This is a genomic window from Rugosibacter aromaticivorans (assembly GCF_000934545.1).
Lineage (GTDB): Bacteria > Pseudomonadota > Gammaproteobacteria > Burkholderiales > Rhodocyclaceae > Rugosibacter > Rugosibacter aromaticivorans.
This window is the reverse complement of sequence record NZ_CP010554.1, coordinates 431,998-457,554: the sequence shown is the minus strand read 5'-3', so window position 1 is coordinate 457,554 and position 25,557 is coordinate 431,998. Positions and strand designations below refer to the sequence as shown.

Genomic DNA, 25,557 nt, shown 5'->3' with positions numbered 1-25,557 from the left:
CCCCATGCCGGAGGCGCTAAAAGGATTAACAAGCGGCGAAGCGCAAAACCGGCTGCAGGCGGAAGGCTATAACGAGCTGCCGCATGCGGGGCATCGTTCCCTGCTGCGCATCGCGCTCGAAGTCATCCGTGAGCCGATGTTTGGCCTGCTCATCGGCTCCGGCATTGTTTATCTGCTGCTCGGCGACCTGACCGAGGCATTACTGCTGCTTGCCTTCGCCTCGATTTCAGTCGCCATTGCCATCGTGCAGGCCAGCCGCAGCGAACGGGTGCTCGAAGCGCTGCGCGATTTGACCAGTCCGCGCGCGCTCGTCATCCGCGATGGTGAGCGGCGGCGCATTTCCGGCCGCGAAGTGGTACGTGGCGACTTCATTGTCCTCGGCGAAGGCGACCGCGTACCGGCGGATGCACAGCTCATCCAGGCCAATGACATGCAAGTCGACGAGTCGCTGCTGACCGGCGAATCGGTGCCCGTCCGCAAGATCGTGGCCAACAACGAAAATCACGCGATGCCACCAATGCGACCCGGCGGCGACGACCTGCCTTTCGTCTTTTCCGGCACGCTCGTAGTGCGTGGCGAAGGGTTGGCCGAAGTCCACGCCACTGGCCTGCGCAGCGAGATCGGCAAGATCGGTCAGGCGCTGGAAACCATCGACAGCGTGCCGCCGCGGTTGACGCAGGAAACCCGTCGCCTCGTGCGCGCCTTTGGCTTGTTCGGTCTTATCTGCTGCGTGCTCGCCGTCATGCTCTATGGCCTGTTGCGCGGCTCATGGCTCGATGCGCTGCTGGCTGGCATCGCACTCGGCATGTCGATGCTGCCGGAAGAATTTCCGCTGGTCCTGACAGTGTTCACCGTGATGGGCGCCTGGCGCATTTCGCGGGCGCGCGTACTCACCCGCCGCGCTTCCACCATTGAGACGCTTGGCGCGGCTACCGTGCTATGCACCGACAAAACCGGCACACTCACCGAAAACCGCATGACGATCACCGCGCTCGTCGCCGATGGCGAGACATTCCATCTCGCACCTCAGCGCGCACCCCCTCTGCCGGAAAAATTCCAGCAACTCGTCGATTGCGGACGGCTGGCGAGCGCTCGCGAACCCTTCGATCCCATGGACAAAGCCTTTCACGCACTATCAACACCGCATGCCGATGCCAAGGAAGAACTCGTACACAGCTATGGCCTGCGCCCGGAACTGCTGGCCGTCACGCAAGTCTGGCAAATCACAGGCATGGAGGGCTGCCGCGTCGCCGCCAAAGGTGCTCCAGAAGCCATTGCCGCGCTCTGCCACTTCGATGCCGCAGCACTGGCCGCGCTCGTTAGCAAGGTCAACCGGCTGGCCGCTGACGGCATGCGCGTACTGGCCGTAGCGAATGCCAGTTTTCACGGACAGAACTGGCCTGCCTCGCCGCAGGCCTTTGCTTTCACCTTCGTTGGTCTGGTCGGACTCGCCGACCCGTTGCGACCCTCAGTGCCCGATGCGGTGCGCGAATGTCGCTCAGCGGGCATTCGCGTCATCATGATCACCGGCGACTACCCGGCGACGGCGCTGGCGATTGCCCACGCGGCTGGGCTGACCACCGATACCGTACTCACCGGCGACGACATCGAAGCGATGAGCGATGCAGAACTCAGCCAGCACACCCTCTCGGTCTCCGTCTTTGCGCGCATCATGCCCGCGCAGAAGCTGCGCATTGTCCGCGCCCTCAAGGCCGACGGTGAAGTAGTCGCCATGACAGGTGACGGCGTGAATGATGCGCCCTCGCTCAAGGCCGCCGATATCGGCATTGCCATGGGCGGTCGTGGCACTGATGTCGCACGGGAAGCAGCCGCCCTGGTGCTGCTTGATGATGATTTCGGCTCTATCGTCAAAACCGTGCGCCTTGGCCGACGCATCTACGACAACCTGCAGAAGGCGATGGGCTATATCCTCGCCATCCATATCCCGATCGCCGGCCTCGCGCTGCTGCCGCTGGTAATGGGCTTGCCGCTGATTTTCATGCCGATTCATATTGCCTTTCTCGAAATGGTCATTGATCCTGTTTGCTCGATTGTTTTCGAAGCCGAGGCGGAAGAACAGGACATCATGCAGCGGCGTCCGCGCGCAGCGACCAGCCGCTTGTTCTCATCGAGATTCATCCTGTGGAGCCTGCTGCAAGGCGTGCTCGCCTTCGGTACCCTCGCCGCCCTTTATCTGCTGGCCTTGCAACGCGGCATGCCTGACAATGAAGTGCGCGCGCTCACTTTTGTTTCGCTGGTGCTAGTCAATCTTGGGCTGGTGTTGGTCAACCGATCCTTCAGCAGCTCGCTGGGCAATGCCCTGCGCTGGAACAACCGTGCCTTGTGGTGGGTAAGCGTTGTTGCTCTATCGCTGCTCGGCCTTATTCTGGCATGGGAACCGGCACGCGGCCTCTTCCGTTTTGGGCCACTGCATGCCGATGATCTCATCGTCACGCTGGCCGCTACCGGCGGACTTTTGGTTGTGTTGGAAATACTCAAACGCTTCTGGCGCCAGCGGGATACGGGTTAACTCCTTACGCAATCTCGTCGCGTCGGCTTTGATAAGCCCGCCCAGCACCCACACCGCCCAGCCTAACGCGCACAGCGCCAGCAGCCGCCGGCCATGCGCACGAAGCGCCCCCAAGCCTGCGCGTGTTGCAAACCACCCATCTGCTCGAACAGATAAATCCAGTCATGCGGGCCATCCTCGCCGGTGTGTCCGCCGAGCAGCATGAGTTGCGGTTCAAGCGCATCGTAGATATACGGCGCCAGATCGACAAAGTGGATTCCCGCCTACCATAAACAAACCGCTGCGCCAAACGGATCACGGTTTTTTATCAGGAAGGCCACGCCGATGCCCAGTGGCAGCAACACCTGAAACAGGCTTCCGCCAGCGATCGTCATGAACTCGCCAAAGGGCATGAAGATCACATGCCCGGCCTCATGAATCACCAGCAGGATGTTGTGCATGCAGCTCTGAAACACTTCGCCATTGGTCACATCGCGCATCATCAAACACGCACCCCAAACCAGCAGCACGAGAAGCACCGCAGCGCGTACAGCCAACAACGCGGGATCGCCTGCATCTTTGCCAGGCAAGGTCAGCCAGCGCTCGCGAAGACTGTCATTTTCGTCAAATTCTTCGACTACAGCAGTCCTCTTCGTGATGTGCTGCAGCGGCCATTTATGCCTATACACGCCGCAGGTCGGGCAAGCATCCGTTGCGCCCAGCGGCTGCGGCGGAATATGGCCGCATGTAGGACAAACGGCGCGACCTTGCGCTCGTCCGCTGTCAGCGGCCCGATGCGTGAGGCAGGCGGCAGCACAAAGGCGCGCTCCACCATGGTCGGCCGACCCTGCTCATCCAAAAACGAGACCAGCGCTTCACCCACACCCAGCTCGGTTCACCGTCGCGGCGTCAAAGGCCGGATTAGCACGCAGCGTATCTGCTTCACGGCTTTCTGGTCGCGCGGGGTGAAGGCACGCAGGGTGTGTTGCACGCGGTTGCCCAGTTGGCCGAACTAAAGGCGCGGCGAGTTGATCAGCTTTCAGCGGCAAAAACATTGATCACACCGCGACTTCCCTGGGTCTGCATCAAGTCTCCAATGTCCAGCACTGGCCACCGGCCATTGAAAGCTGCTCAGCCATCCGCTGCAAAGTCACCGTTTTACCCATGCCGGTAGCGCCGGTAATCAGGCCGTGGCGATTCGCCATGCGGGACAGCAGCGCCAGCTCGATGGCACCGCTTCGGGCAATCGGTAACGTTTAGCTCATGGTCGAAATTCCAAGGTGTTAAAATTTGCCATCTTAGACGCAAATCCGCGACAAACTCGCGGCAAATGCAAGGACAAACACAGGGACAAACGTATGGCCGGACATTCCAAATGGGCTAATATCCAGCACCGCAAAGGGCGCCAAGACGCCAAGCGGGGCAAGGTCTTCACCAAACTGATCAAGGAAATCACCGTCGCTGCCAAGATGGGCGGTGGCGATGTTACGGCTAATCCACGGTTGCGGCTGGCGATTGAAAAAGCCAAAGGGCAAAGCCTGCCCAAGGACAACATCGACAACGCCATCAAGCGTGGCACTGGCCAGCTCGACGGCGTAAATTACGAAGAAATTCGCTATGAAGGCTACGGCATCAACGGCGCCGCAGTGATGGTAGATTGTCTGACCGACAACAAGGTGCGGACCGTGGCCGAGGTGCGCCACGCCTTTGCCAAGCACGGCGGCAACATGGGCACCGATGGCAGTGTGGCTTTTCTCTTCACGCATTGCGGGCAAATGTTGTTCGCTCCCGGCACGGATGAAGCCCGGCTGATGGATGCGGCCATCGAAGCGGGTGCTGAGGATGTCGTGACCAATGATGACGGATCAATCGAGGTGATCACCCTACCCGGCGAGCTTGCCCAGGTCAAGGAGACGCTGGAGAAAGCCGGTTTCAAACCGGAATTCGGTGACGTGACCATGAAGCCGGAAAACGAAGTCGTCTTTACCGGCGACGATGCCGCCAAGATGCAAAAGCTACTCGATGCGATCGAATCGCTTGACGACGTGCAGGAGGTTTACACGACGGCGGTGATCGACGAATGAACCGCGCCGAACGCACCGTGTAATGCAAAAAGTCAGCCCCGTACTGCGCATCCTCGGCATCGATCCCGGCTTGCGTTCGACGGGGTTTGGCATCATTGAGAAAAAAGCGAACGCGCTGACCTACATCGCTAGCGGTTGCGTTAAAACAGATGCGGCACTGAGCTTGCCGCAACGGATCAAAACGCTGCTCGACGGGATTGGCGAAGTCGTGGCCACTTATCAGCCGCAACAGGCGGCGGTTGAAATCATCTTCGTCAATGTCAATCCGCAATCCACGCTACTGCTCGGCCAGGCGCGCGGCGCGGCTATTTCGGCGCTGGTGCTGGCCAATTTATCCGTGGCGGAATACACCGCGCTGCAAGTCAAGCAAGCGGTGGTCGGTCACGGCAAGGCGGCAAAAGAACAGGTGCAACAGATGGTCATGCGCCTGCTCAATCTTTCTGGCGTGCCCTCTGCCGATGCGGCGGATGCACTCGCCTGCGCTATCGCCCACGCCCACGGCGGGCAGGGCATGGGCGCACTGGCCACTGCCGGGCGGCGCGTGCGCGGTGGCAGAATGCTTTAATGCAGCTCACACCATGCCAGTCGGCATCCACCCTCCACAGAAAATCTAAGGACACCTATGATCGGCCGTATTACCGGAGTTCTGCTGGAAAAAAATCCGCCCTCGGTGACCGTCGACGTGCATGGCCTCGGCTATGAAATCGATGTACCGATGAGCACTTTTTACAACCTGCCGGCGACAGGCGAAAAGGTGTCGTTGTTCACCCATCTCGCCATCCGCGAAGACGGTCATTTTCTGTATGGATTCGGCAGCCAGGACGAGCGTATGGCCTTTCGCCAGTTGCTCAAGGTGTCCGGGATCGGCGCACGCACCGCGCTGTCGGTGCTGTCCGGCATGTCGGTGAATGAACTGGCCCGGGCCATCACGTTGCAAGAGGCGGGGCGATTGACCAAGGTACCGGGCATCGGCAAGAAAACGGCTGAGCGCCTGCTGCTGGAGCTACGCGACAAATTACCCCAAACGCCGGTCACGGGCAGCGTAAAAGTCGGCGCTGGTGATACGGCGACAAATGCTTCATCGGACATTCTTAATGCCCTGCTCGCATTGGGCTATAACGATCGCGAAGCCGTTGCCGCGATGAAAAATCTGGTGCCGGACTGCTCGGTTTCCGATGGTATTCGCCAGGCATTGAAGCTGCTTTCAAAATCTGGCTGAGGCGATAAACCTCGACCAAACCTCGATTAAACTCACGCCATGAGCATTCAGACAGATACTTTTGCGACTACGCCTGAGCGGCTGATTGCAGCTGCACCGGGATCCAGCCGCGAAGAAGCGCTGGAACGCGCGTTGCGGCCCAAAAAACTGGCGGACTATGTGGGCCAGCAGAAAATTCGCGCCCAGTTGGAGATTTTTATCGAGGCAGCCAAAGCGCGTCACGAATCGCTCGACCACGTATTGCTGTTCGGCCCGCCGGGTTTGGGCAAAACTACGCTGGCGCATATTTTGGCGCACGAAATGGGCGTGAATTTGCGCCAGACCTCCGGCCCTGTTTTGGAGCGGGCAGGTGATCTGGCGGCGATGCTGACCAACCTCGAGCCCAACGACGTGCTCTTCATCGACGAGATTCATCGGCTCTCCCCGGTGGTGGAAGAAATTCTCTACCCGGCGCTGGAAGATTTCCAGATCGACATCATGATCGGCGAAGGCCCGTCTGCCCGCTCGGTCAAGCTTGATCTGCCGCCATTCACGTTGGTTGGGGCCACCACGCGTGCCGGGATGTTGACCAATCCGCTGCGCGACCGCTTTGGCATCACCGCCCGGCTGGAGTTTTATACGCCGGAAGAATTAAGCCTGATCGTGCACCGCTCGGCACATTTGTTGAACTGCGATATTGTGGACGACGGCGCAGCGGAAATCGCCAAGCGCTCGCGCGGCACGCCGCGCATCGCCAACCGCCTGCTGCGCCGCGTGCGCGATTTCGCCGAAGTTAAAGCAGATGGAAAAATCACCCGCGCAGTGGCTGATGCCGCACTGACCATGCTGGACGTCGATCATCTTGGCCTGGATGTCATGGATAGAAAACTGCTTTTAGCGATGCTGGAAAAATTCAGCGGCGGCCCGGTGGGCGTGGATAACCTTGCCGCAGCCATTGGCGAAGCGCGCGATACGATAGAAGACGTGCTGGAGCCCTACCTGATCCAGCAAGGCTATCTCCAGCGTACCCCACGCGGGCGCATAGCAACGCCTGCCATCTGGCGGCATTTCGGGCTGGATTCGCCCGACAAACCTTCCGCTTCGCTATTTGACTGAACATCCCTGAACATCCCCTATGGCCTCTTTGTCACTTCGCGTCTACTATGAAGACACCGATGCCGCCGGCATTGTCTATTACGCGAATTACCTGCGCTTTCTCGAACGCGGGCGCACCGAGTTACTGCGCTGCCTCGGGCATGAACAGTCGGCGCTGGCGACACGCCGCGAAGCAAGCCCTCCTGGGCGGATTGCTTTCGCGGTGCGCTCGGTCAGTGCAGAATATCTCAGGCCAGCGAAACTTGATGACCTGATCGTGGTCGAAACCGTCGTCGAGTCCGTCGGACGGGCGCAAGTGATGTTCGCCCAGCAGGTCACGCGCGACGGAGAACAACTGCTGGACGCCAGAATACGTGTAGCCTGTATAGACCCTTTGCGCGGCAAGCCGGTGCCCATGCCACGTGACATTTATCAACAACTCAAGGCGCTGAGCGTGCAAACCGTTCAGACCGCAGCGGAACGATCAGAATGAATATTACTCAAGACCTTTCCATCATCGAACTCATGCTCCACGCCAGCCTGGTGGTCAAGCTGGTCATGCTCCTGTTGCTGGGGGTGTCTTTCATGTCCTGGTATTACATCTTCCGCAAGGCCTTTGCCATTCGCGATGCGAAAGCCAGGACGGACAAATTCGAGCGCGACTTCTGGAGCGGGGGCGATCTCAACGCGCTGTACCAGAGCGCGATCAACAACCGCCACGAAACGGGCGCACTGGAACGCATTTTTGAAGCGGGCTATCGGGAATTCACCAAACTGCGCGGCCAAAAAACCCTGGACCCCGCCACCGTGGTCGACGGCGCACGCCGCGCCATGCGTGCCACTTATCAGCGCGAGATTGACGATCTGGAAGCGCATCTGGCGTTTCTCGCTTCGGTCGGATCAGTCTCACCCTATGTCGGCCTGTTCGGCACGGTGTGGGGCATCATGCACGCCTTTCGCGGGCTGGCCAACATGAGCACCGCAACCCTTTCTGTTGTCGCCCCGGGCATTGCCGAAGCGCTGGTGGCCACAGCCATCGGCCTCTTCGCGGCGATTCCCGCCGTGGTGGCTTACAACCGCTTCGCCCATCGCGTCGATCGCGTCGCGGTTCGTTTCGAGAGCTTCATGGAAGAGTTCTCCAACATTCTGCAACGGCAAACCCGGTGAGTAAATGTCATCCGGGTTTGCCTGCATTAAATTGACTTTATCAAGGAGACCATCATGCAACTGAAGGGAAAAGTGGCCATCATCACGGGTGCTGCCAGCGGCATCGGCCGTGAAATCGCATTGACTTATGCACGAGAAGGCGCAACCGTCGCCATCGCCGACATCAATCTGGCTGCTGCGCAAAAAACAGCGGATGAAATCATTGCGGCTGGCGGTAAAGCGCTCGGCGTGGCAATGGATGTGACTGATGAAGCGGCTGTTAATGCGGGTATCGATCAAGTCGCTGCGGTCTTTGGCGGAGTCGATATTTTGATCTCGAATGCGGGCATTCAAATCGTCAATCCGATCGAGAGCTTCAGTTATGCCGACTGGAAAAAAATGCTGGCGATTCATCTTGACGGCGCTTTTTTGACCACCAAGGCAGCACTGAAATATATGTATAAAGACAACCGTGGCGGCACGGTGATTTACATGGGCTCGGTGCATTCGCACGAGGCGTCGCCGCTGAAATCAGCCTATGTCAGCGCCAAGCACGGCCTGCTCGGCCTGGCGCGCGTGCTGGCCAAGGAAGGCGCAGCGCACAATGTGCGCTCGCATGTGATTTGCCCTGGCTTCGTGCGCACGCCGCTGGTGGACAAGCAGATTCCGGAACAAGCCAAGGAGCTCGGCATCAGCGAAGAAGAAGTCATTAAACGCGTCATGCTCGGCGGCACCGTTGATGGCGTTTTTACAACCGTCGAAGATGTCGCGCAAACCGCGCTGTTTCTCGCTACTTTTCCCAGCGCCGCACTGACCGGGCAGTCCTTCATCGTCAGCCACGGCTGGGTCATGCAGTAGGTAAAGCACCATGTCCACCGAAGGAAACGGTACCGCAGCAAAGCCGCGCAATGGTAATGAAAAAAGTAGCGGCAATGGCAAAAATACCCGTCTTGCCGAGTATGAAGTTGTCGCGCTGGTCTTGCAGGGCGGCGGTGCGCTTGGTTCTTATCAGGCCGGCATTTACGAGGGTTTGGCCGAAGCCAACATTCAACCCAATTGGGTTGCCGGTATCTCGATTGGCGCACTGAATGCCGCCATCATTGCAGGCAACCCGCCAGAAAAACGCGTCGAACAATTACGCGGGTTTTGGGAGGCAATTTGTCAGCACCCTGCTTTCCCGCCCACGCCTGTTGATTCATCGCTTGCCGAAATCTGGCCGCCTGCCATGCGAGAAGCACTTGACGTCTGGGAGGCCTCACGTACCTTGATGGAAGGTCAAAATGGATTCTTCGCGCCCCGGCTGTTTTCCTGGTTGCCGCCTTTTCACGGCAAACCAGATACCGCGAGTTTTTACGACACCAAACCCATGCGTGCCACACTGGAAAAGTTTGCCGATTTTGAGCGCATCAACGATGTGCGCCAGATGCGTGTTTCAGTCGGCGCTGTGAATGTGCGCAACGGCAATTTTGCCTATTTCGACAATACCAAGACCACGTTGCGGCCAGAGCATTTCATCGCTTCAGGCGCATTGCCGCCAGGCTTTGCCGCTGTGGAAATTGATGGTGAATACTACTGGGATGGCGGGTTGGTATCAAATACACCGCTGTATCATGTGCTCACCAACGAAGCGCACAAGGACTCGTTGATTTTCCAGGTCGATTTATGGAGTGCGCAAGGCGAAGCGCCAACGGACCTGTTCGAGGTGGCGATCCGGCAAAAAGACATTCAGTATTCAAGCCGCACACGGATGATCACCGAGTACATGGAAAGCACGCAAAAATACCGTCGCATATTGCAAGAACTGATGGCCCTGGTGCCGCAGTCAAGCCGGGATAATGCGTGGTATCTGCGTGCAGCCAAGGCATCGTGCGACCGGCGCTTTAACGTGATCCATCTCATTTACAAGGACAAAGGGGAGCATCACGCCCATTACATGGATTACCAGTTCAGCCCCTTAGCCATGCACAACCATTGGCATACCGGGCTGGATGACATACGCTACACACTAACCCATCGCGAATGGCTTGATCTGCCTCCGGCTGATAAACCTTTTGTGACTCACGATATGCATCGCCGTACCCCCACTCAAACCCGTACAAATCTGCCATGAAACAACGTCGGCTCATGAATGAAATTAATGTGGTGCCCTACATCGATGTGATGCTGGTATTGCTTGTTATCTTTATGGTCACGGCGCCAATGACTCAGAGCGGCAGTGTCAACCTGCCCAGCGTTGGCAAATCGGCCCAGCCGCCGGCTGCCCCGCTGGAAGTCATTGTCAAGGCGGATGCTTCGCTCGCTTTGCGCGATCGTGCCGGCAACAGTGCCACTGGCAGCAGTGAAAAAACCGTGACCCGTAGCGAGCTTGCGGCCTACATTAAGCAGTTGCAAATAAAAAACCCACAGCAACCTGTGCTGATTGCGGGCGATAAAGACGTCAAATATGAAGCCGTGCTCAGCGTGATGGACGAACTGCAACGCCAACAGGTGGAAAAAATTGGCCTGCTGGTGCAACCTGGCAAATGACATTCGATTCGCCTTTTCTGCACCCCGATGATCGCACAGGAAAATACGTTTCCGTGGTGTTGGCCGTGTTGGTGCATGTCCTGCTGGCGATCATTTTATTCTACGGCGTACACTGGCAAACGAAGATGGCTGACGTCGTAGAGGTTGAGCTGGTTCGCGCCACCGCCTCACCAGCGCACCCCGCAGGAAGCACCCTTGGGGCGCCGGCTTTTCAGCCAGAGCCAAAAATACAGCCAGCACCCAAGCCGGTGGCTGAACTACCCTCCGCGCCCTTACCGAAAAAACCCGATATCGCCATTAGAGACAAGGTAAAAGAAGCACCAAAACCTGAACCACAGCCTGCCGTAGAACCCAAACCGGATATCCCCCCGCGCAAAACCTCTTTTCTCGACCAATTGAAAAAAGAAGCTGAGCACCTGATGCAACGTAAAAAAACCGATGCTGCCATCGAAGATTTAGCCAAAGAAAAAGCGTCCAGCGAAACCGCTTCACGTAACAAGGCCATGGCGGATTATCTGTCGCGCATTCGCGGCAAAATCAGGGGCAATATCGTGTTGCCCCCGGAAGTCCAAGGCAACCCCGAAGCCGTGTTCGATGTTACCCAGTTGCCCAGTGGCGAAATTGTCACGGCGCGGCTGCGTCATTCCTCAGGCAATGCGGCGCTGGATGCGGCAATTGAACGTGCTATTCTTAAATCCAACCCATTACCCAAACCGGAAAAAAATGATCTTTTCTCACGGACCCTCGAACTCAGCTTTCGTCCGCTCGAAGAGTAAATGTGCAGCCGGTATAATTGCCTTATGAAAATCCAGCCATTTCTTCAACCGCTGCTTCAACCGCTTCTTCTTGCCTGCGTCACCAGCCTTGGGCTTGCCATGGCGGGCGCTCACGCACAACTCAGGGTCGAGATTACAGGTGCTGGCGCCGACCGTCTGCCCATCGCTATCGCTGACTTCAGTGGCGAGCGGGTTGTCGCCCAGGCGCTGACCTCTGTGATCCGCGCTGACCTTGATCGTAGTGGCATGTTTCGTTTGATTGATGGCACCGGAACTCTCAGCGACAACACCAATCCGCCCTTCGCAGATATCAAACAACGCGGCGCAGATGTCGTGGCGGGCGGCACGACCACTGCTTTGAGCGGCGGTCGCTTTGAAACTCGCGTGCGCCTCTCGGATGTGGTCAAACAAAACACGCTGGATATGCAAGCCTATGTGCACACAGGTACACAGTTACGCGCCACGGCGCATCGCATTGCCGATTCAATTTATGAAAAACTCACCGGCGAACCGGGTATTTTTTCCACCCGCATTGCCTATGTAGTGAAAAGTACGGGGCGCTATGAACTGCAAATTGCCGATGCTGATGGCGCCAACGCACAACCTGCGCTGGCCTCGCGTGAGCCGATCATCTCACCGGCTTGGTCACCCGATGGGAGCAAGCTGGCCTATGTTTCTTTTGAAGCCAAAAAACCAGTGATATATGTCCACGATCTAGCCACCGCCAAGCGTCATGTGGCGGCCAATTTCAAGGGTTCAAACTCGGCGCCTGCCTGGGCACCCGATGGCAAACGTCTGGCCGTCGTGCTGACCAAAGAGGGCGGCTCACAGCTTTTCTTGGTCAATGCCGATGGCAGCGGCGTAACACGCCTGGCAAGCTCTCCCGGTATCGATACCGAGCCACGTTTTTCTCCCGATGGACAGTTCATCTACTTCACCTCTGACCGCGGCGGCAGCCCGCAAATTTACCGTATCCCCGCCACAGGCGGATCAGCGGGAAATATAGCCGAGCGCATCACCTTTGATGGCAGTTATAACGTTACACCCCGTCCCTCACCCGATGGCAAAAGCATTGCTTACATTGCGCGCAACAATGGCCGCTTTCAACTGGCACTGATGGATCTGGCAACCAAACAAACGCAAGTTCTGACTGACTCCTCCAAAGATGAATCCCCCAGCTTCGCCCCCAACGGCCGCATGATTCTGTATGCGACAGAAATTGGCGGGCGGGGTGTATTAGCGGCAGTATCCAGCGACGGCCGCGTCAAGCAAAAACTCTCTGTGCAGGCCGCCGATGTACGCGAACCTGCCTGGGGTCCGCTGGTCAGATGAACCATCACCCACCAACATTTCTCACGAGGACACTATCATGCGCACCGTAAGCTTGCTTTCCACTATCGCTCTGACTCTACTACTTTCCGCTTGCGGCTCGCAGCCGCCCGCGCCCGAACAAAATCCATCGGGTGTAGAGTCGCGCACACCAGCCGCTGTCGAACCTGCTCCAACGACTTCCAAAATCGAAAGCTTCGACCCGATGAGCGTGGCCGCACTGAAAGACCCGCGCAGCCCGCTGTCCAAACGCAGCATTTATTTCGACTATGACAGCTATGTCGTCAAGGATGAATATCAGACGCTACTGGCCACGCACGGCAAGTTCCTCGCCGCCAACCCAAACATGAAAATGCTGATCCAGGGCAATGCCGATGAACGCGGCAGCCGCGAATACAATCTGGCGCTGGGTCAAAAGCGCGCCGAAGCGATAAAAAAATCGCTCTCGCTGCTCGGTACCCGCGAAGACCAGCTTGAAGCGGTCAGCCTGGGTAAAGAAAAACCGACGTGCAGCGAATTCACTGAAGAATGCTGGGCGAAAAACCGGCGTGGTGACATGCTCTATTCGGGCGAGTTCTGATGCGGGGCGCCTGGGCGCTGGCACTCCTCTGCTTCACGTTGCCAGCGCGTGCCGGCCTGTTTGATGATGATCTGGCGCGTCAGCGCATTGAACAACTGCGCAGCGATGTAAATGCCCTTACCCAGCGCATAGAAACAGTCAATAGCAATCAGCTTGATTTCGCAAATCAGCTAGAAAGCATCCGTGCCGATCTAGCCAAACTGCGTGGCCAGCAAGAAGTGATGTTTCACGATCTGGACGCACTGCAAAAACGGCAAAAAGATTTTTATATCGATCTGGATAATCGCCTGCGAAAACTGGAACCCGCGGCGAATGAGGCCGGCACGCCCACACCGCCCGCCAAGGTGGATAGCGCAAAAGAAACCCGCGACTATGAAACCGCGCTGAACCTGCTAAAAGCATCAAAATTTAAAGAAGCTGGCGCAAGCTTTCTTTCGTTCATCGAAACCTGGCCAAACAGCACCATGCAGGATTCCGCAACCTATTGGGGTGCCTATGCCCACGCACAAGCCAAAGACCACAAGCAAGGCGCCGCCTTGTTTGAAAAATTTGCCGCCACCTGGCCACAAGATGAGCGCGCACCGGATGCACTCGAAGGCGAGGCAGAAAGTCTGAAAGCGCTCAAAGACTTTAAAGCCGCGCACGCGGTGCTGCAAAAACTGAGCGACAAATACCCGATGAGTGATGCAGGAAAACGCGCCAAGCGAGAGCTAAAGCTCACCCACATCAAAAAGAAATAGCACCCCCATGTCTGTGGCAACGACCCAACCCACCGCATCTTCTGTGCGCAGCGACGCGCTCCGCGTCACTGAAATTTTCCATTCCATTCAAGGTGAATCAAGCCGCGTAGGGCTACCCACGGTGTTTATTCGCCTCACGGGCTGTCCATTGCGCTGCACCTGGTGTGATACCGAATATGCCTTTCACGGCGGTGGCACGATCCCCATCGACGCCATTCTGGCGCAAGTTGCCGAATTCCATTGCACGACCGTTTGCGTCACGGGTGGCGAACCATTAGCGCAAAAAAATTGTTTGCCCTTGCTCGTCGCATTGTGTGAAGCGGGCTATTCCGTTTCGCTGGAAACCAGTGGTGCGCTGGATATCGGCGGTATTGATCCGCGTGTTTCGCGTATCATGGACATCAAGGCACCTGGCTCGGGCGAGACGACAAAAAATCGTTGGGAAAATCTCGACCTGCTCACCGCACACGATGAACTAAAGCTGGTGCTGGCATCGCGGGAAGACTATGAATGGGCCATAACGGCGTGTCACCAGCACCGACTTTTCGAGCGCTGCCCCGTGCTGTTTTCCCCCGTGCAGGGCCAGCTTGAGGCGGGGCAGCTCGCCCAATGGATTATTGACGACAAGCTACCCGTTCGCTTTCAGCTGCAATTACATAAAGTGCTGTGGGGCAATACGCCAGGGCGTTGACGCGCCTGACAATGCTGAAAATGGGCCTGCCGATCAAATTTCGTGAAGTTTCGGCTTAGGCGGGTACGAACCGGTAGCCGATACCTGTCTCGGTAATCAGGTGTCGGGGCCGCGCCGGATCGCCTTCCAGCTTTTGCCGAAGATGCCCCATGTAGATGCGCAAATAATGGCTGTGTTCCACATAAGGCGGCCCCCAGACTTCACGCAACAGATGGCGGTGTGTCAGCACCTTTTCCGGATGGCTCAGCAGAACAGCGAGCAGGCGAAATTCGATTTGTGTGAGATGCACTTTTGCGCCGGCTTTGGTGACTTGTCGATTGGTCAGGTCGACACGCACATCGCCAAACTGCACGTTGGGACTAAGCGTTTCTCCGGCTCGTGCATGCCGGCGCAAGGATGCGCGCACCCGCGCCAGCAGTTCGCCCACGCCGAAGGGCTTGACCAGATAATCATCGGCACCGGCGTCCAGCGCCGCGACCTTGTCACGTTCATCCACCCGCGCCGACAGCACAAGAATGGGTATGCCGCTCCAGGCGCGCAGCTGGTGAATGAAATCCATGCCATCACCGTCCGGCAGGCCAAGATCAAGAATCACCATATCGGGTTTGCGCGTGCCGGCTTCAATCAGGCCACGTTGCAAATGCTCGGCCTCGAACAGGCGGTAGCCTTCGGCCTCCAATACGTGGCGCACGAAGCGGCGGATTGCCTTTTCATCCTCGATGATCAGTAGGTTGCCGGGGGTTTCCGCTGTCATCGCGTCCCGCTTTCATCAGGCACCTCGGGTTCAATGCTTGGCTGTGCTTCCAGCGGCAGCGTGAACACAAACCGTGCGCCCTGCGGCGCATGGTTTTCTGCCCAGATTTTTCCACCATGCGCCTGCACGATGGCTTCGCAGATCGCGAGTCCCAGACCCGTACCGGGAATGGCCGACTCTTTCTGGCCGCGCGCGAACTTATCGAATATCGCGCGCTCCTGACCTGGTGGCAAGCCCGCACCTTGGTCCCACACTTCGACACGGACAACCGTATCAGCTGTGCTCACACGGATGCCAATAAGCGTTTCCGGGCTGGTGTATTTGGTGGCGTTTTCAAGCAGATTGACCAGCACCCGTTCCAACAGCACGGCATCGCACCTGACCAATGGCAGCCCCGCCGGCAAATCGAGCTCGAGCGGATGTTTACTCATGAGTGGTTCGAGGCTCTTCAGCGCGCTGCCAACAATCTCTTCCAGCGACTGCCAGTCCTTGCGCAGCGTAATCTCGCCAGATTGCAGCTTGGCCATCTCTAGCAGATCATTCACCAGGCGGCTGGTGTGCAGGGCCTGTTCATGAATCGCACTCGCCTTATCTGCGTGGGTGGATTCCGCCGCCACCAGATCAAGCAACAAAGTCTCGGCCAGGCCAACCAGTGTCGTGAGCGGTGTGCGTAAATCGTGTGAAAGCGTTGTCAGCAAGGAGTTGCGCAGACGCTCCGATTCCATGCGGATCAGGGTGTCCTTCGCTACCGACACGAAGTGGATGCGTTCGAGTGCAATCGCGACCAGCGCAGCAAACGTGTCAAGCAGTCGACGCTGCTCGGGAATCATCAGCAGGCGCAGGTTATCCGGTTCAACCACCAGCACACCGCGCACCCGCATCGGCGCTTTAAGCGGCAGATACAGCTGGGCATTCGCCGGTAGCGTGTCGGTGCCGGCGCCAGCCGGTTCGTTTTTATCGTAACTCCATTGCGCGACCACCAGGTCATAGGTCGGCGTACTGCCGTGTATAGTCGGCATTTGCAACCGGTCGCCGAGATCCGGCAGAAGGATGGCGGCCTTGGCGTGAAAGGTAGATTCGACAAACTTGTCGCTTAGCGCAACCACCTGTTCCTCGACCAGAGCCGAGGAGAGCGACTTGGCCATCTGCGCAAGACTGCGCGCGCGTTGTTCACGACTGCGCGCCACCCACAACTGGTAACGCAGCCCGGCGGTCAAATGGCCAATAACCAGGCCAACGATCAGCATGACGGCAAACGTCACTACGTACTGCACATCGCTGACAGCAAAACTCAGGTGCGGCGGCACAAAAAAGAAGTCGAAGGCGGCCACGTTGAGCAGCGCCGCAAGCGCCGCCGGGCCACGCCCAAATTGGTTGGCGATGAATACCACACCGAGCAGGAACAGCATGGCAATATTGGCAGGCTCAAAGTACTGCTGCAGCGGTGTGGCCACCACAGTGATGCCAATGCAGGTCAGCGCTGCGTATAAATACCCACGCAATTGGGGCTTGACACGCGCCGCTTCATCCAGTCCAGAGCTCACGGTGGACGGACGACGCGTGCCCAGCGCATCGCGTGCCACGGCGATGAGATCAATATCCGGTGCATGCGCACCCAGGCGCTGGCTGAATGGTGCACGTCCCGGCAGTTGCCAGCGCTTGCCGGTGCTGCGCCCGACGACGATACGGCCAAGATTATTGCATCGTGCATAGTCGAGCACCGACGCGACTGCGTCCTGCCCGGAAAGCGTGGCTGTTTCCGCACCCAGTTCCTGGGCGAGCTTGAGTGTCTTGAGAACAGCGCGCCGCCGGGCCTCCGGCAGGCGCTGGAGATTGGGCGTTTCCACGTACACCGCATGCCATGTGGCATCCAGCTTGGCAGCCAGACGCGCCGCCGTACGCACTACTTTTTCGTCCACATCGCCAGGCCCGATGCAGGCAAGCAACGTGTCGCGTGTTTGCCAGACCCACTGAGCGCTGGTACGGCGCAACGCGCGCATCTGATCGTCAACACGGTCAGCCGTCTGGCGCAGTGCCAGTTCGCGCAGCGCAATCAGATTGCCCTTGCGAAAAAAGTTCTGGATCGCACGCTCGGCCTGTTCAGGCAGATAAACCTTGCCTTCGCGCAGGCGTACCAGCAGATCCTCCGGCGGCAGATCCACCAGCACGATCTCGTTTGCCCCGGCGAATACATGGTCGGGGACCGTTTCCCAAACACGGATGCCGGTAATGCTGCCGACAATATCGTTCAGGCTTTCGATGTGCTGGACATTGACCGTCGTCAGCACGTCGATGCCAGCAGCCAGCAGTTCCTCGACATCCTGCCAGCGTTTGGGATGGCGGCAGCCGGGTGCATTCGAATGAGCGAGTTCGTCGACCAGCAGCACCGCCGGGCGACGCTTGAGTGCGGCATCGAGATCAAATTCCTTGCGTGTGCCGTTACGATGCGCGATGTCTTTGCGCGGCAGAATCTCCTGTCCTTCCAGCAACACCGCTGTTTCGCTGCGGCCGTGGGTTTCGACCACACCCACGACCACATCCAGCCCTTGGGTGCGTAACCGCCGCGCTTCATTCAGCATCGCATAGGTCTTGCCAACGCCGGGCGAGGCGCCGAAGAAAATTTTCAGTTTGCCGTGGCGTTCCTGCTGCTCATCAAACTGTACGCGTTCGAGCAGTTCGTCAGGATTGGGGCGCTGATCGTCTTGTGCCATGACGCACTTTAACCGGTTATTGGAAAATTCTGCCCAGCCGCTTTTCAACCACCTGCACTATCTTTCACCGAGTGGTGAGCCGCCATCGAGCGCAAGATTGAGCATGAGCACGCTCACGCGCGGCTCGCCGAAGATGCCTAGCCACGGGCGTATGGCGTGCTGCCCGATCAGCGTTTGCACCTTGTCAACCGACAGGCTCCTTGCCCTGGCGACACGCGCTGCCTGATACCGCGCGGCAGCCAGCGATATTTCCGGATCGAGGCCGCTGCCCGAAGCGGTCACCAGGTCCACCGGCACCGGCTGTGTATTGCCGGGGTCGGCGGCCTTGAGTGCGATGATGCGCGCCATGACCGCCTCACTCAACCCTGGATTCAGCGGCCCCAGGTTGGATCCGCTGGAAGCCGTCGCGTTGTAGGGATAGGGGCCGGTAGCCGAGGGCCGCCCCCAAAAATAGCCGGGGGCGGTAAACGACTGACCAATCAGTTTGGAACCGACTGCTTTGCCATTCACCGTCACGATCGAACCATTGGCCGCATGTGCAAAAAGCAACTGGCCAACGCCGGTAATCGCGAGCGGATAAATCAAGCCCGTCAGCACGGTCAGTACCACAAACAAGCTGACTGCCGGACGTAGTAGCGTTTTCATAGTGATCTCCTTACACCAGACCAAGCGCCACGAGGCCAAGGTCGATGAGCTTGATGCCAAGGAACGGAACCAGAATTCCACCCAAGCCATAGAGCGCAAGATTGCGCCGCAATACCACAGCGGCAGCCTGCGGACGATAGGCGATGCCTTTGAGCGCCAGCGGAATCAGCGCCACGATGACCAGCGCATTGAAAATCACCGCCGACAGGATTGCCGACATCGGACTGCCGAGGTGCATGACGTTCAGCGCATCGAGCTGCGGGTAGACCACCACGAACATGGCCGGAATGATGGCGAAGTACTTGGCCACATCATTGGCGATGCTGAAAGTGGTCAGCGCGCCGCGCGTCATCAGCATCTGCTTGCCGACCGCGACCACTTCCAGCAGCTTGGTGGGGTTCGAGTCGAGATCGACCATGTTGCCGGCCTCTTTCGCCGCCTGGGTGCCGCTATGCATGGCCACCGCCACGTCGGCCTGCGCGAGTGCAGGCGCGTCGTTGGTGCCATCGCCAGTCATCGCCACCAGCCGGCCTTCGGCCTGATATTGGCGGATCAGCGCCAGCTTGGCTTCCGGTGTTGCCTCGGCGAGGAAGTCATCCACCCCCGCCTCGGCGGCGATGGCGGCGGCGGTCAGCCGATTGTCGCCGGTAATCATCACCGTTTTTATGCCCATGCGGCGCAGCTCGCCAAAGCGCTCCTTGATGCCGCCCTTGACGATATCCTTGAGCTCGATCACGCCCAGCACCTGACCACCGTCGGCGACCACAAGCGGCGTACTGCCACGTCGCGACACGTCGTCAGCGGCCTGCAGCGCCTCCTGCGGGAAGCTGCCGCCGTTGGCCTCGACATAGTGGCGAATCGCATCCATTGCGCCTTTGCGAATTTGCCGGCTGCCGAGATTGACACCACTCATGCGGGTCTGGGCCGAGAATGGGACAAAGGTCGCGCCCAGCGCGTGGATATCCCGCTCGCGCAGGTTGAAGTGCTGCTTGGCCAGCACCACGATGCTGCGCCCTTCGGGGGTTTCGTCAGCGAGCGAGGAGAGTTGCGCCACATCGGTCAATTGCTCTTCGGTCACACCACGCACGGGCATGAACGCAGACGCCTGGCGATTACCCAGCGTAATGGTGCCGGTTTTGTCGAGTAGCAGCACATCCACGTCACCCGCCGCTTCTACCGCACGGCCGGAAGTGGCAATGACATTGGCACCCAGCATGCGGCTCATGCCGGCAATGCCGATGGCCGACAGCAAGGCACCAATCGTGGTCGGGATCAGGCACACCAGCAGTGCCACCAGCGCGGTCACCGTCACCGGATGGCCAACCTTGGCTACTTCTACACTGAATAGCGTGTAAGGCAAGAGCGTAACGGTCGCCAGCAGGAAAATCAGCGTCAGTGCCACCAACAGGATGGTAAGTGCGATTTCGTTGGGCGTCTTCTGGCGTTTCGCCCCTTCTACCAGCGCAATCATGCGATCAATGAAGGCTTCGCCAGGGTTGGCAGTAACGCGTACCACGATCCAATCCGACAGCACCGTCGTGCCGCCAGTGACGGCGGAAAAGTCGCCGCCCGCTTCGCGAATCACCGGCGCCGACTCGCCCGTGATGGCGCTTTCATTGACCGAAGCAACACCCTCGATCACCTCGCCATCGGCCGGGATCATATCACCGGTCCCGACCAGAACCACGTCGCCGCGCCGCAGGTCGGCACCAGGTACGGAAACCACCTGAGCGCCATAGCGTGGCTCCCTCAGCTTTTTGGCCAGGACAGTCTTCTTGGTGCTACGCAACGCTGCCGCCTGGGCCTTGCTGCGACCTTCGGCCAACGCCTCGGCAAAGTTGGCGAACAGCACCGTAAACCACAGCCACAGCGTGATGGCGCCGATGAACCAGGCCGGTGCTTCGCCTTGACCACCGAGCGCCTGCAGCCACAAGCCCGTGGTAAAGAGGCTGCCGGCATACACTACGAACATCACGGGGTTACGCCACTGCACGCGCGGGTCAAGCTTGCGCAGCGCATCGACCAGCGATGGCTGCAGCAGGGCGGAATCGAACAGGGAAAGTCTATTGATAGTTGGCATAAATGTCACCTCAGTTTCCGGCCCGCAGGATTAGATGCTCGACCACCGGCCCTAACGCCAGCGCCGGAACATAGGTCAGCGCGCCGACCAGCAGCACGGTGCCCATCAACAGACCGACGAATAGCAAGCCATGCGTCGGCACTGTCCCCGGCCCCTGTGCCAGCCGCTTCTTGGCCGCCAGTGAGCCAGCAATGGCCAGCACCGGCACGATCACCGCGAAGCGTCCGAACCACATCGCCACGCCCAGCCAGCCGTTGTAGAAGGGCGTGTTGGCGGACAGGCCGGCAAAAGCGCTACCGTTGTTGTTGGCGGCGGACGAGAACGCGTACAGAATTTCCGAAAAGCCATGTGCCGCAGGATTGGCCACGCCGGCCTTGCCGGCACCCGCCAGCACGGCAATTGCGGTGCCGAGCAGCACCAGCGCCGGGGTCATCAAGATAGTTATCGAGACCATTTTCATATCAAAGGCCTCGATCTTCTTGCCGAGGTATTCCGGCGTACGACCGATCATCAGGCCGGCGACGAATACCGCCAGGATGGCGTACATCAGCATGTTGTACAGCCCCGAGCCGACGCCGCCGAACACCACTTCGCCGAGCTGCATCAGCACCATTGGCACCAGCCCGCCGAGCGGCGTGAAAGAATCGTGCATGGCGTTGACCGCACCGCACGAAGCGGCGGTGGTGATGGTGGCGAACAAGCCGGAAGCAGCAATACCGAAGCGCGTTTCCTTGCCTTCCATGTTGCCGCCCGATTGCATCGCGCTCGCCGTCTGGTCAGCGCCGAGTTTGGCGAGCAATGGGTTGCCCTGTTGCTCGAAGCTCATGGCTGCGATTGCAGCGCCAACGAAGAGCAAGGTCATCGCGGCCAACATCGCCCAACCTTGGCGCGTGTCGCCGATCGCCCTGCCAAACGCATAGACCAAGCCCGCCGGAATCAGAAAAATCGCCAGCATTTGCAGGAGGTTCGAAAGCCACGTCGGGTTCTCGAACGGATGCGCCGAATTGGCATTGAGAAAACCACCGCCATTGGTGCCCATCATCTTGATCGCCTCCTGCGAGGCAATCGGCCCCATGGGCAGGGTTTGCCTGCTCACGCGCAGGGTTTCATTCACCACGTTACCAGCAGCGTCTTTTACCGGCTGGCCGGCGGCGTCGAGCTTGGGCGCCTCATAGGTTGTCGGCTCCAGCATGGTAACTTCCTGGTAGGTGGCAAAGTTCTGGATCACCCCCTGGCTCACTAGCGCCAGCGCAAAAACAAACGACAGCGGTAACAGCAGATAGGCCGTGACGCGATAAATATCCGTCCAGAAGTTGCCGATGGTTTGCATCGAGTGACGCGCAAAGCCGCGAATCAGGGCGAAGGCAACAGCGATGCCGGTCGCGGCGGACAGAAAATTCTGCACCGCGAGCCCGAGCATCTGGGTGAGATAACTCATGGTCGCCTCGCCGGCATAACCCTGCCAGTTGGTATTGGTGACAAAGCTGATGGCGGTGTTGAAGCTCGAATCCGGCGCCACGTTTCGCATCTGCTGCGGATTAAGCGGCAACCAGCTTTGCAGACGCTGCAGGAGGTACACCACGAGGACACCCACCACGCTGAACAAGAGAACCGCCAGCGCATATCGGCGCCAACTCATTTCCTCGTGCCCGATGCCGCATAAACGAAACACATCGTTCTCGAAACGCGCAAGCGGCTGCCAGCGCGGACCGCCGTCAATGAGCTTGGCCATAAATAAACCCAGCGGTTTGACTGTCGCCAGCAGCACGACGAGATAAACTGCCAACAACAACCAGGATTGGGTAGTCATTTAGAAGTCCTCCGCCTTGATCAATGCGTAGACGAGATAGACCAGCAGCAGCGCCGCGGCCGCAGCACCGGGAACATAGATTGCGCTCATCTCAACTCCTCCGCGGCATCAATCGATCGCAACCGGCTGCAAGCGCAACGGTTAAAAGAAAGAACGCGCCGATCAACACACACCAGATGATATCCATAGACCCTCCGACTTGAATGACATATTGCGCAGCTTATGGCGCTGAGCATCAATTCAGTCAAAAGAATAGGGGCCGCGGTATAAAAATGCTGTAAACGGTTTTACCGCAGGAGGGTGCAAGCGGCGGTTTTGCCCGCGTGTGAACTATAGCGGCGTGTCACCAGCGCCGATCTTCCGGGGGCTGTCCAGTATTTTTCTCCCGTACAAGGTGCTGTGGGGAAATACACCGGGGCGTTGAGCACAGGTTTATGCTTCAAATCGTCATACACAGACCGACGATTGTCGTTCGCTGCAATGAAAAGGCAGGGAATGAGTACTCGCCCTCAACACATGGAGGACCTGCTGTATGAAACCTCACATTGAAGCTAATCAGCGCGCCGCTTGTCGGCGCATCCGGTTGCACGGGCGGTCAGTCTCGATGGTTTCTCAAACAGGCGGCCAGCGGTGTACTTACGCAATACGCTGGCGATAAAGGTCTGGTACGGAATACCTGCTTCCAGGACACGCGCCTGAATTTGGCCAGCCGGCTTTTGAAGGTGAAGTAGGCTTGAGTTCGCCCTTTTTTCGTAAGCGGCCAGGACATCCTTCTCAAAATCATCAAGTTTTTTTATCAGGGTTGCCTCTCAGTAAGCAGTAACCCGACTCCTCAACGTGAGGTGCCAAGTAAACATAGCCATCAAGCGCTACGGGAATGACGTGCCACGTACTGACGGAGCACACCATCCATTCGCGATTGCCAACCTTCGCCGGTGGACTTGAAGTAGGCAACCACTTCGGGGCTGTAGCGTACTGAGACGAGCAGCTTTTTGTTTTCTGATTTCGGCCGTCCACGCAATGCCTGCGTTGGCACCATGGCTTTCAGTTGCTTTGGCGTCAGCGGCTGTGCGTCAGGGTCACTTCTGGCTGCCGCAGTAATGGCTTTGTCTTCCGCTATGGTTGGCATGCGAATGGCGGGGCGCTTAGATATTTTCGACATAATGTTTTAACCTCACGACGATTGGCGCGATGCAGGCTGATGGCCTGCGCACTTTGCCACGGTCTACAAACGCCACGTAGTACAGGATCCGGTTTTCGGCGCGAGCGCAATCATGCGCCTCTCGTTGTACTCAAATCGGTCGTCAACCCATACCAGCGCAGCTTCCCAGTCGAGTTCGCCTGCTATGGAAAGAGACACGCCGTGCTTTGTTTGATTTGCGCGGCCTTGGCCCAATCGAATTCGATTTTTTAATGTAGCTACAATAAAGAAACTTGTCAAACGGACAATCCGCCCACTGGCTGCAAGCCAAACCGCTGTGTGTACTCTATCTTGAGGCAGCGATCTTCCACCACCGCCAGTCCGGCGGCTTCTGCCAGCGCCACGGCTTGCGGATTGATGACGCCGAGTTGCAGCCAGAGACATTTCGCGCCGATGCGTATCGCTTCTTGCGCAATCGGCAGCACATCCTCCGCTTTGCGAAATACATCCACCATATCCACCGCACGCGGAATCAACGCCAGATCGGGATAGCACGGTCGGCCAAGCATTTCCTTACACGCCGGATTCACCGGAATGATGTCATAGCCGCGCACCAGCAAAAACTGCGCAACCGCATGGCTCGGCCGGTCAGTTTTGGGCGAAAGCCCGACGATGGCAATCACTTTGGTACGGGTCAACCAACGCGTAATTTCTTGTGTATCCGTAATCGGCATGCTCTCTCCTCTCAAAAATTTTTCGTCAAGCCGGGCAAGGTTAGTTGCTGCGGCACATGTTGCAACTGCCAGTGGTTTTTCGCCCAGTCCCACAGGGCATCGCAATTGGTATCACCATTCGCCTGCGCCAATTCCGCCGGTGGCGTTTGGCCAAGAAACTTCAGTGCAGCAAACAGCCACGGTGCCGGCCGCGCCACATCCAGCGGTGCGGCCAATGTTTGCTTGGAAAGCTTTTCACCCGCCGCATTCACTGCCACGGGCAAATGCGCATAAGCCGGCGTCGGCAACCCGAGGCATTGTTGAAGAAAAATCTGGCGTGGCGTCGAGGTCAACAAATCGGCACCGCGCACTACATGCGTCATACCAGCTGCGGCATCATCAACCACCACGGCCAACTGGTAGGCAAATAATCCATCGGCGCGCAGCACAATGAAGTCCCCAGCCTCTTGCGCCAGATTGCTTGCGATGCGGCCCTGAATCGCATCGTCGAAAGACACGCTGGCCGCATCAACCCGCACGCGCCAACTGCGCGCCGCCTTCCCCGGCGGGAAACCAGCGCGACAAGTGCCTGGATAAAGCACCGCCCCCTCATGGATCAGCGCTGAATCCGCCAGCTCCTTGCGCGTGCAAGCGCAGGGGAAAACACGGCCAGAGGCCAGCAACTGATCAAACGCCGCACGATAGGCATCGGTACGCTGGCTCTGCCACACCACATCGCCATCCCAGGCAAAACCGAAAGCCTCCAGCGCGCGCAAGATCGCGTCCGCCGCTGTCATTGAACAACGTGGCACATCGACATCTTCCATGCGTAAATGCCACTCGCCTCCCTGCGTGCGCGCTTCGAGAAATGAAGCAACCGCCGCAATCAGCGAACCGAAATGCAGCGGGCCGGTGGGCGACGGGGCAAAGCGGCCACGATAATGGCCGCGATCAGTGGGTGCAGGAAGTGCAGAAAAATTCATCCGGGGTAATGGCAAAAGAGAACGCAAAACGATAGCATAGGCGACC

General features: G+C 58.3%; 27 protein-coding genes and 1 pseudogene. 15 read left to right on the top strand and 13 right to left on the bottom strand.

What is annotated here, in order from left to right; translation table 11 throughout:
* Positions 1 to 4: 4 nt before the first annotated feature.
* A complete protein-coding gene (locus PG1C_RS02415; protein ID WP_202635848.1) occupies positions 5 to 2,530 on the top strand; it encodes a cation-translocating P-type ATPase in 2,526 nt (841 codons plus the stop codon).
* Positions 2,531 to 2,592: 62 nt separating this feature from the next.
* Here PG1C_RS02415 and PG1C_RS02410 read toward each other — a convergent pair whose 3' ends face one another.
* The 4 genes and pseudogenes from PG1C_RS02410 to PG1C_RS14525 all read right to left on the bottom strand — a co-directional run bounded on the left by PG1C_RS02410 (position 2,593) and on the right by PG1C_RS14525 (position 3,726).
* A complete protein-coding gene (locus tag PG1C_RS02410; RefSeq protein WP_202635847.1) occupies positions 2,593 to 2,733 on the bottom strand; it encodes a hypothetical protein in 141 nt (46 codons plus the stop codon).
* Between the two features lie 60 nt (positions 2,734 to 2,793).
* Positions 2,794 to 3,198, bottom strand: a complete 405-nt coding sequence (locus tag PG1C_RS02405) for a hypothetical protein (RefSeq protein WP_202637105.1) — start codon at positions 3,196 to 3,198, stop codon at positions 2,794 to 2,796.
* A pseudogene (locus PG1C_RS14530) lies at positions 3,147 to 3,512 on the bottom strand (helicase HerA-like domain-containing protein). The gene PG1C_RS02405 and the pseudogene PG1C_RS14530 overlap by 52 nt, the downstream one beginning before the upstream one ends.
* 82 nt (positions 3,513 to 3,594) lie before the next feature.
* Positions 3,595 to 3,726 carry a helicase HerA-like domain-containing protein gene (locus PG1C_RS14525; protein WP_414629212.1) on the bottom strand — a complete coding sequence of 44 codons (132 nt, stop codon included), beginning with the start codon at positions 3,724 to 3,726 and terminating at the stop codon, positions 3,595 to 3,597.
* A gap of 141 nt (positions 3,727 to 3,867) precedes the next feature.
* On the opposite strand from PG1C_RS14525, the gene PG1C_RS02395 reads away from it, so the two are divergent.
* The 14 genes from PG1C_RS02395 (at position 3,868) to queE (ending at position 14,674) form a co-directional block, all read left to right on the top strand.
* Positions 3,868 to 4,593, top strand: a complete 726-nt coding sequence (locus tag PG1C_RS02395) for a YebC/PmpR family DNA-binding transcriptional regulator (RefSeq protein WP_202635846.1) — start codon at positions 3,868 to 3,870, stop codon at positions 4,591 to 4,593.
* A gap of 22 nt (positions 4,594 to 4,615) precedes the next feature.
* Complete coding sequence (gene ruvC, locus PG1C_RS02390) at positions 4,616 to 5,158, top strand: crossover junction endodeoxyribonuclease RuvC (protein WP_202635845.1); 543 nt, start codon at positions 4,616 to 4,618, stop codon at positions 5,156 to 5,158.
* Positions 5,159 to 5,215: 57 nt separating this feature from the next.
* Positions 5,216 to 5,812, top strand: coding sequence for a Holliday junction branch migration protein RuvA (ruvA, locus tag PG1C_RS02385; RefSeq protein ID WP_202635844.1), 597 nt, complete (start codon positions 5,216 to 5,218; stop codon positions 5,810 to 5,812).
* Between the two features lie 39 nt (positions 5,813 to 5,851).
* On the top strand, positions 5,852 to 6,907 hold the full coding sequence (ruvB, locus tag PG1C_RS02380) for a Holliday junction branch migration DNA helicase RuvB (protein WP_202635843.1): 1,056 nt from the start codon (positions 5,852 to 5,854) through the stop codon (positions 6,905 to 6,907).
* Between the two features lie 19 nt (positions 6,908 to 6,926).
* Positions 6,927 to 7,379, top strand: coding sequence for a tol-pal system-associated acyl-CoA thioesterase (gene ybgC / locus PG1C_RS02375; RefSeq protein ID WP_237218259.1), 453 nt, complete (start codon positions 6,927 to 6,929; stop codon positions 7,377 to 7,379).
* On the top strand, positions 7,376 to 8,053 hold the full coding sequence (gene tolQ / locus PG1C_RS02370) for a protein TolQ (protein ID WP_202635842.1): 678 nt from the start codon (positions 7,376 to 7,378) through the stop codon (positions 8,051 to 8,053). Before ybgC ends, tolQ begins: the two co-directional genes overlap by 4 nt.
* Before the next feature lie 54 nt (positions 8,054 to 8,107).
* On the top strand, positions 8,108 to 8,890 hold the full coding sequence (locus PG1C_RS02365; RefSeq protein WP_202635841.1) for a 3-hydroxybutyrate dehydrogenase: 783 nt from the start codon (positions 8,108 to 8,110) through the stop codon (positions 8,888 to 8,890).
* 10 nt (positions 8,891 to 8,900) lie between these two features.
* Positions 8,901 to 10,142, top strand: coding sequence for a DUF3734 domain-containing protein (locus PG1C_RS02360; protein ID WP_202635840.1), 1,242 nt, complete (start codon positions 8,901 to 8,903; stop codon positions 10,140 to 10,142).
* Positions 10,143 to 10,156: 14 nt separating this feature from the next.
* Positions 10,157 to 10,558, top strand: a complete 402-nt coding sequence (gene tolR, locus PG1C_RS02355; protein ID WP_237218258.1) for a protein TolR — start codon at positions 10,157 to 10,159, stop codon at positions 10,556 to 10,558.
* Positions 10,555 to 11,334: a TonB C-terminal domain-containing protein gene (locus PG1C_RS02350; protein WP_202635838.1), complete on the top strand. Its 780-nt coding sequence runs from the start codon at positions 10,555 to 10,557 to the stop codon at positions 11,332 to 11,334. The genes tolR and PG1C_RS02350 overlap by 4 nt, the downstream gene beginning before the upstream one ends.
* 99 nt (positions 11,335 to 11,433) lie before the next feature.
* A complete protein-coding gene (gene tolB, locus PG1C_RS02345) occupies positions 11,434 to 12,666 on the top strand; it encodes a Tol-Pal system beta propeller repeat protein TolB (protein WP_237218356.1) in 1,233 nt (410 codons plus the stop codon).
* Between the two features lie 37 nt (positions 12,667 to 12,703).
* Positions 12,704 to 13,243 (top strand): peptidoglycan-associated lipoprotein Pal, encoded by a 540-nt coding sequence (gene pal / locus PG1C_RS02340; protein ID WP_202635836.1) that lies wholly within the window; start codon positions 12,704 to 12,706, stop codon positions 13,241 to 13,243.
* Positions 13,243 to 13,983, top strand: coding sequence for a YbgF trimerization domain-containing protein (locus PG1C_RS02335; RefSeq protein WP_202635835.1), 741 nt, complete (start codon positions 13,243 to 13,245; stop codon positions 13,981 to 13,983). The genes pal and PG1C_RS02335 overlap by 1 nt, the downstream gene beginning before the upstream one ends.
* A gap of 7 nt (positions 13,984 to 13,990) precedes the next feature.
* A complete protein-coding gene (gene queE, locus PG1C_RS02330) occupies positions 13,991 to 14,674 on the top strand; it encodes a 7-carboxy-7-deazaguanine synthase QueE (protein WP_202635834.1) in 684 nt (227 codons plus the stop codon).
* Positions 14,675 to 14,729: 55 nt separating this feature from the next.
* Here the strand turns inward: queE and kdpE are convergent, their stop codons facing one another.
* The 9 genes from kdpE to gluQRS all read right to left on the bottom strand — a co-directional run bounded on the left by kdpE (position 14,730) and on the right by gluQRS (position 25,511).
* Positions 14,730 to 15,428 carry a two-component system response regulator KdpE gene (kdpE, locus tag PG1C_RS02325; RefSeq protein WP_202635833.1) on the bottom strand — a complete coding sequence of 233 codons (699 nt, stop codon included), beginning with the start codon at positions 15,426 to 15,428 and terminating at the stop codon, positions 14,730 to 14,732.
* The gene (gene kdpD, locus PG1C_RS02320) at positions 15,425 to 18,139 is read right to left on the bottom strand and encodes a two-component system sensor histidine kinase KdpD (protein WP_202635832.1); all 2,715 of its coding nucleotides are present in this window, start codon (positions 18,137 to 18,139) and stop codon (positions 15,425 to 15,427) included. Before kdpD ends, kdpE begins: the two co-directional genes overlap by 4 nt.
* Before the next feature lie 57 nt (positions 18,140 to 18,196).
* Positions 18,197 to 18,784 carry a potassium-transporting ATPase subunit KdpC gene (gene kdpC, locus PG1C_RS02315; RefSeq protein ID WP_202635831.1) on the bottom strand — a complete coding sequence of 196 codons (588 nt, stop codon included), beginning with the start codon at positions 18,782 to 18,784 and terminating at the stop codon, positions 18,197 to 18,199.
* A gap of 10 nt (positions 18,785 to 18,794) precedes the next feature.
* Positions 18,795 to 20,864 (bottom strand): potassium-transporting ATPase subunit KdpB, encoded by a 2,070-nt coding sequence (gene kdpB, locus PG1C_RS02310; RefSeq protein WP_237218257.1) that lies wholly within the window; start codon positions 20,862 to 20,864, stop codon positions 18,795 to 18,797.
* 10 nt (positions 20,865 to 20,874) lie between these two features.
* Positions 20,875 to 22,674 carry a potassium-transporting ATPase subunit KdpA gene (gene kdpA / locus PG1C_RS02305; RefSeq protein ID WP_202635830.1) on the bottom strand — a complete coding sequence of 600 codons (1,800 nt, stop codon included), beginning with the start codon at positions 22,672 to 22,674 and terminating at the stop codon, positions 20,875 to 20,877.
* Positions 22,675 to 22,764 (bottom strand): K(+)-transporting ATPase subunit F, encoded by a 90-nt coding sequence (gene kdpF, locus PG1C_RS02300; protein WP_202635829.1) that lies wholly within the window; start codon positions 22,762 to 22,764, stop codon positions 22,675 to 22,677.
* A 772-nt stretch (positions 22,765 to 23,536) separates the two neighbouring features.
* A complete protein-coding gene (locus tag PG1C_RS02295; RefSeq protein WP_202635828.1) occupies positions 23,537 to 23,836 on the bottom strand; it encodes a BrnA antitoxin family protein in 300 nt (99 codons plus the stop codon).
* A gap of 275 nt (positions 23,837 to 24,111) precedes the next feature.
* Positions 24,112 to 24,549 carry a CoA-binding protein gene (locus PG1C_RS02290; RefSeq protein ID WP_202635827.1) on the bottom strand — a complete coding sequence of 146 codons (438 nt, stop codon included), beginning with the start codon at positions 24,547 to 24,549 and terminating at the stop codon, positions 24,112 to 24,114.
* Positions 24,550 to 24,560: 11 nt separating this feature from the next.
* Complete coding sequence (gluQRS, locus tag PG1C_RS02285) at positions 24,561 to 25,511, bottom strand: tRNA glutamyl-Q(34) synthetase GluQRS (protein WP_202635826.1); 951 nt, start codon at positions 25,509 to 25,511, stop codon at positions 24,561 to 24,563.
* Between the last annotated feature and the right edge of the window lie 46 nt (positions 25,512 to 25,557).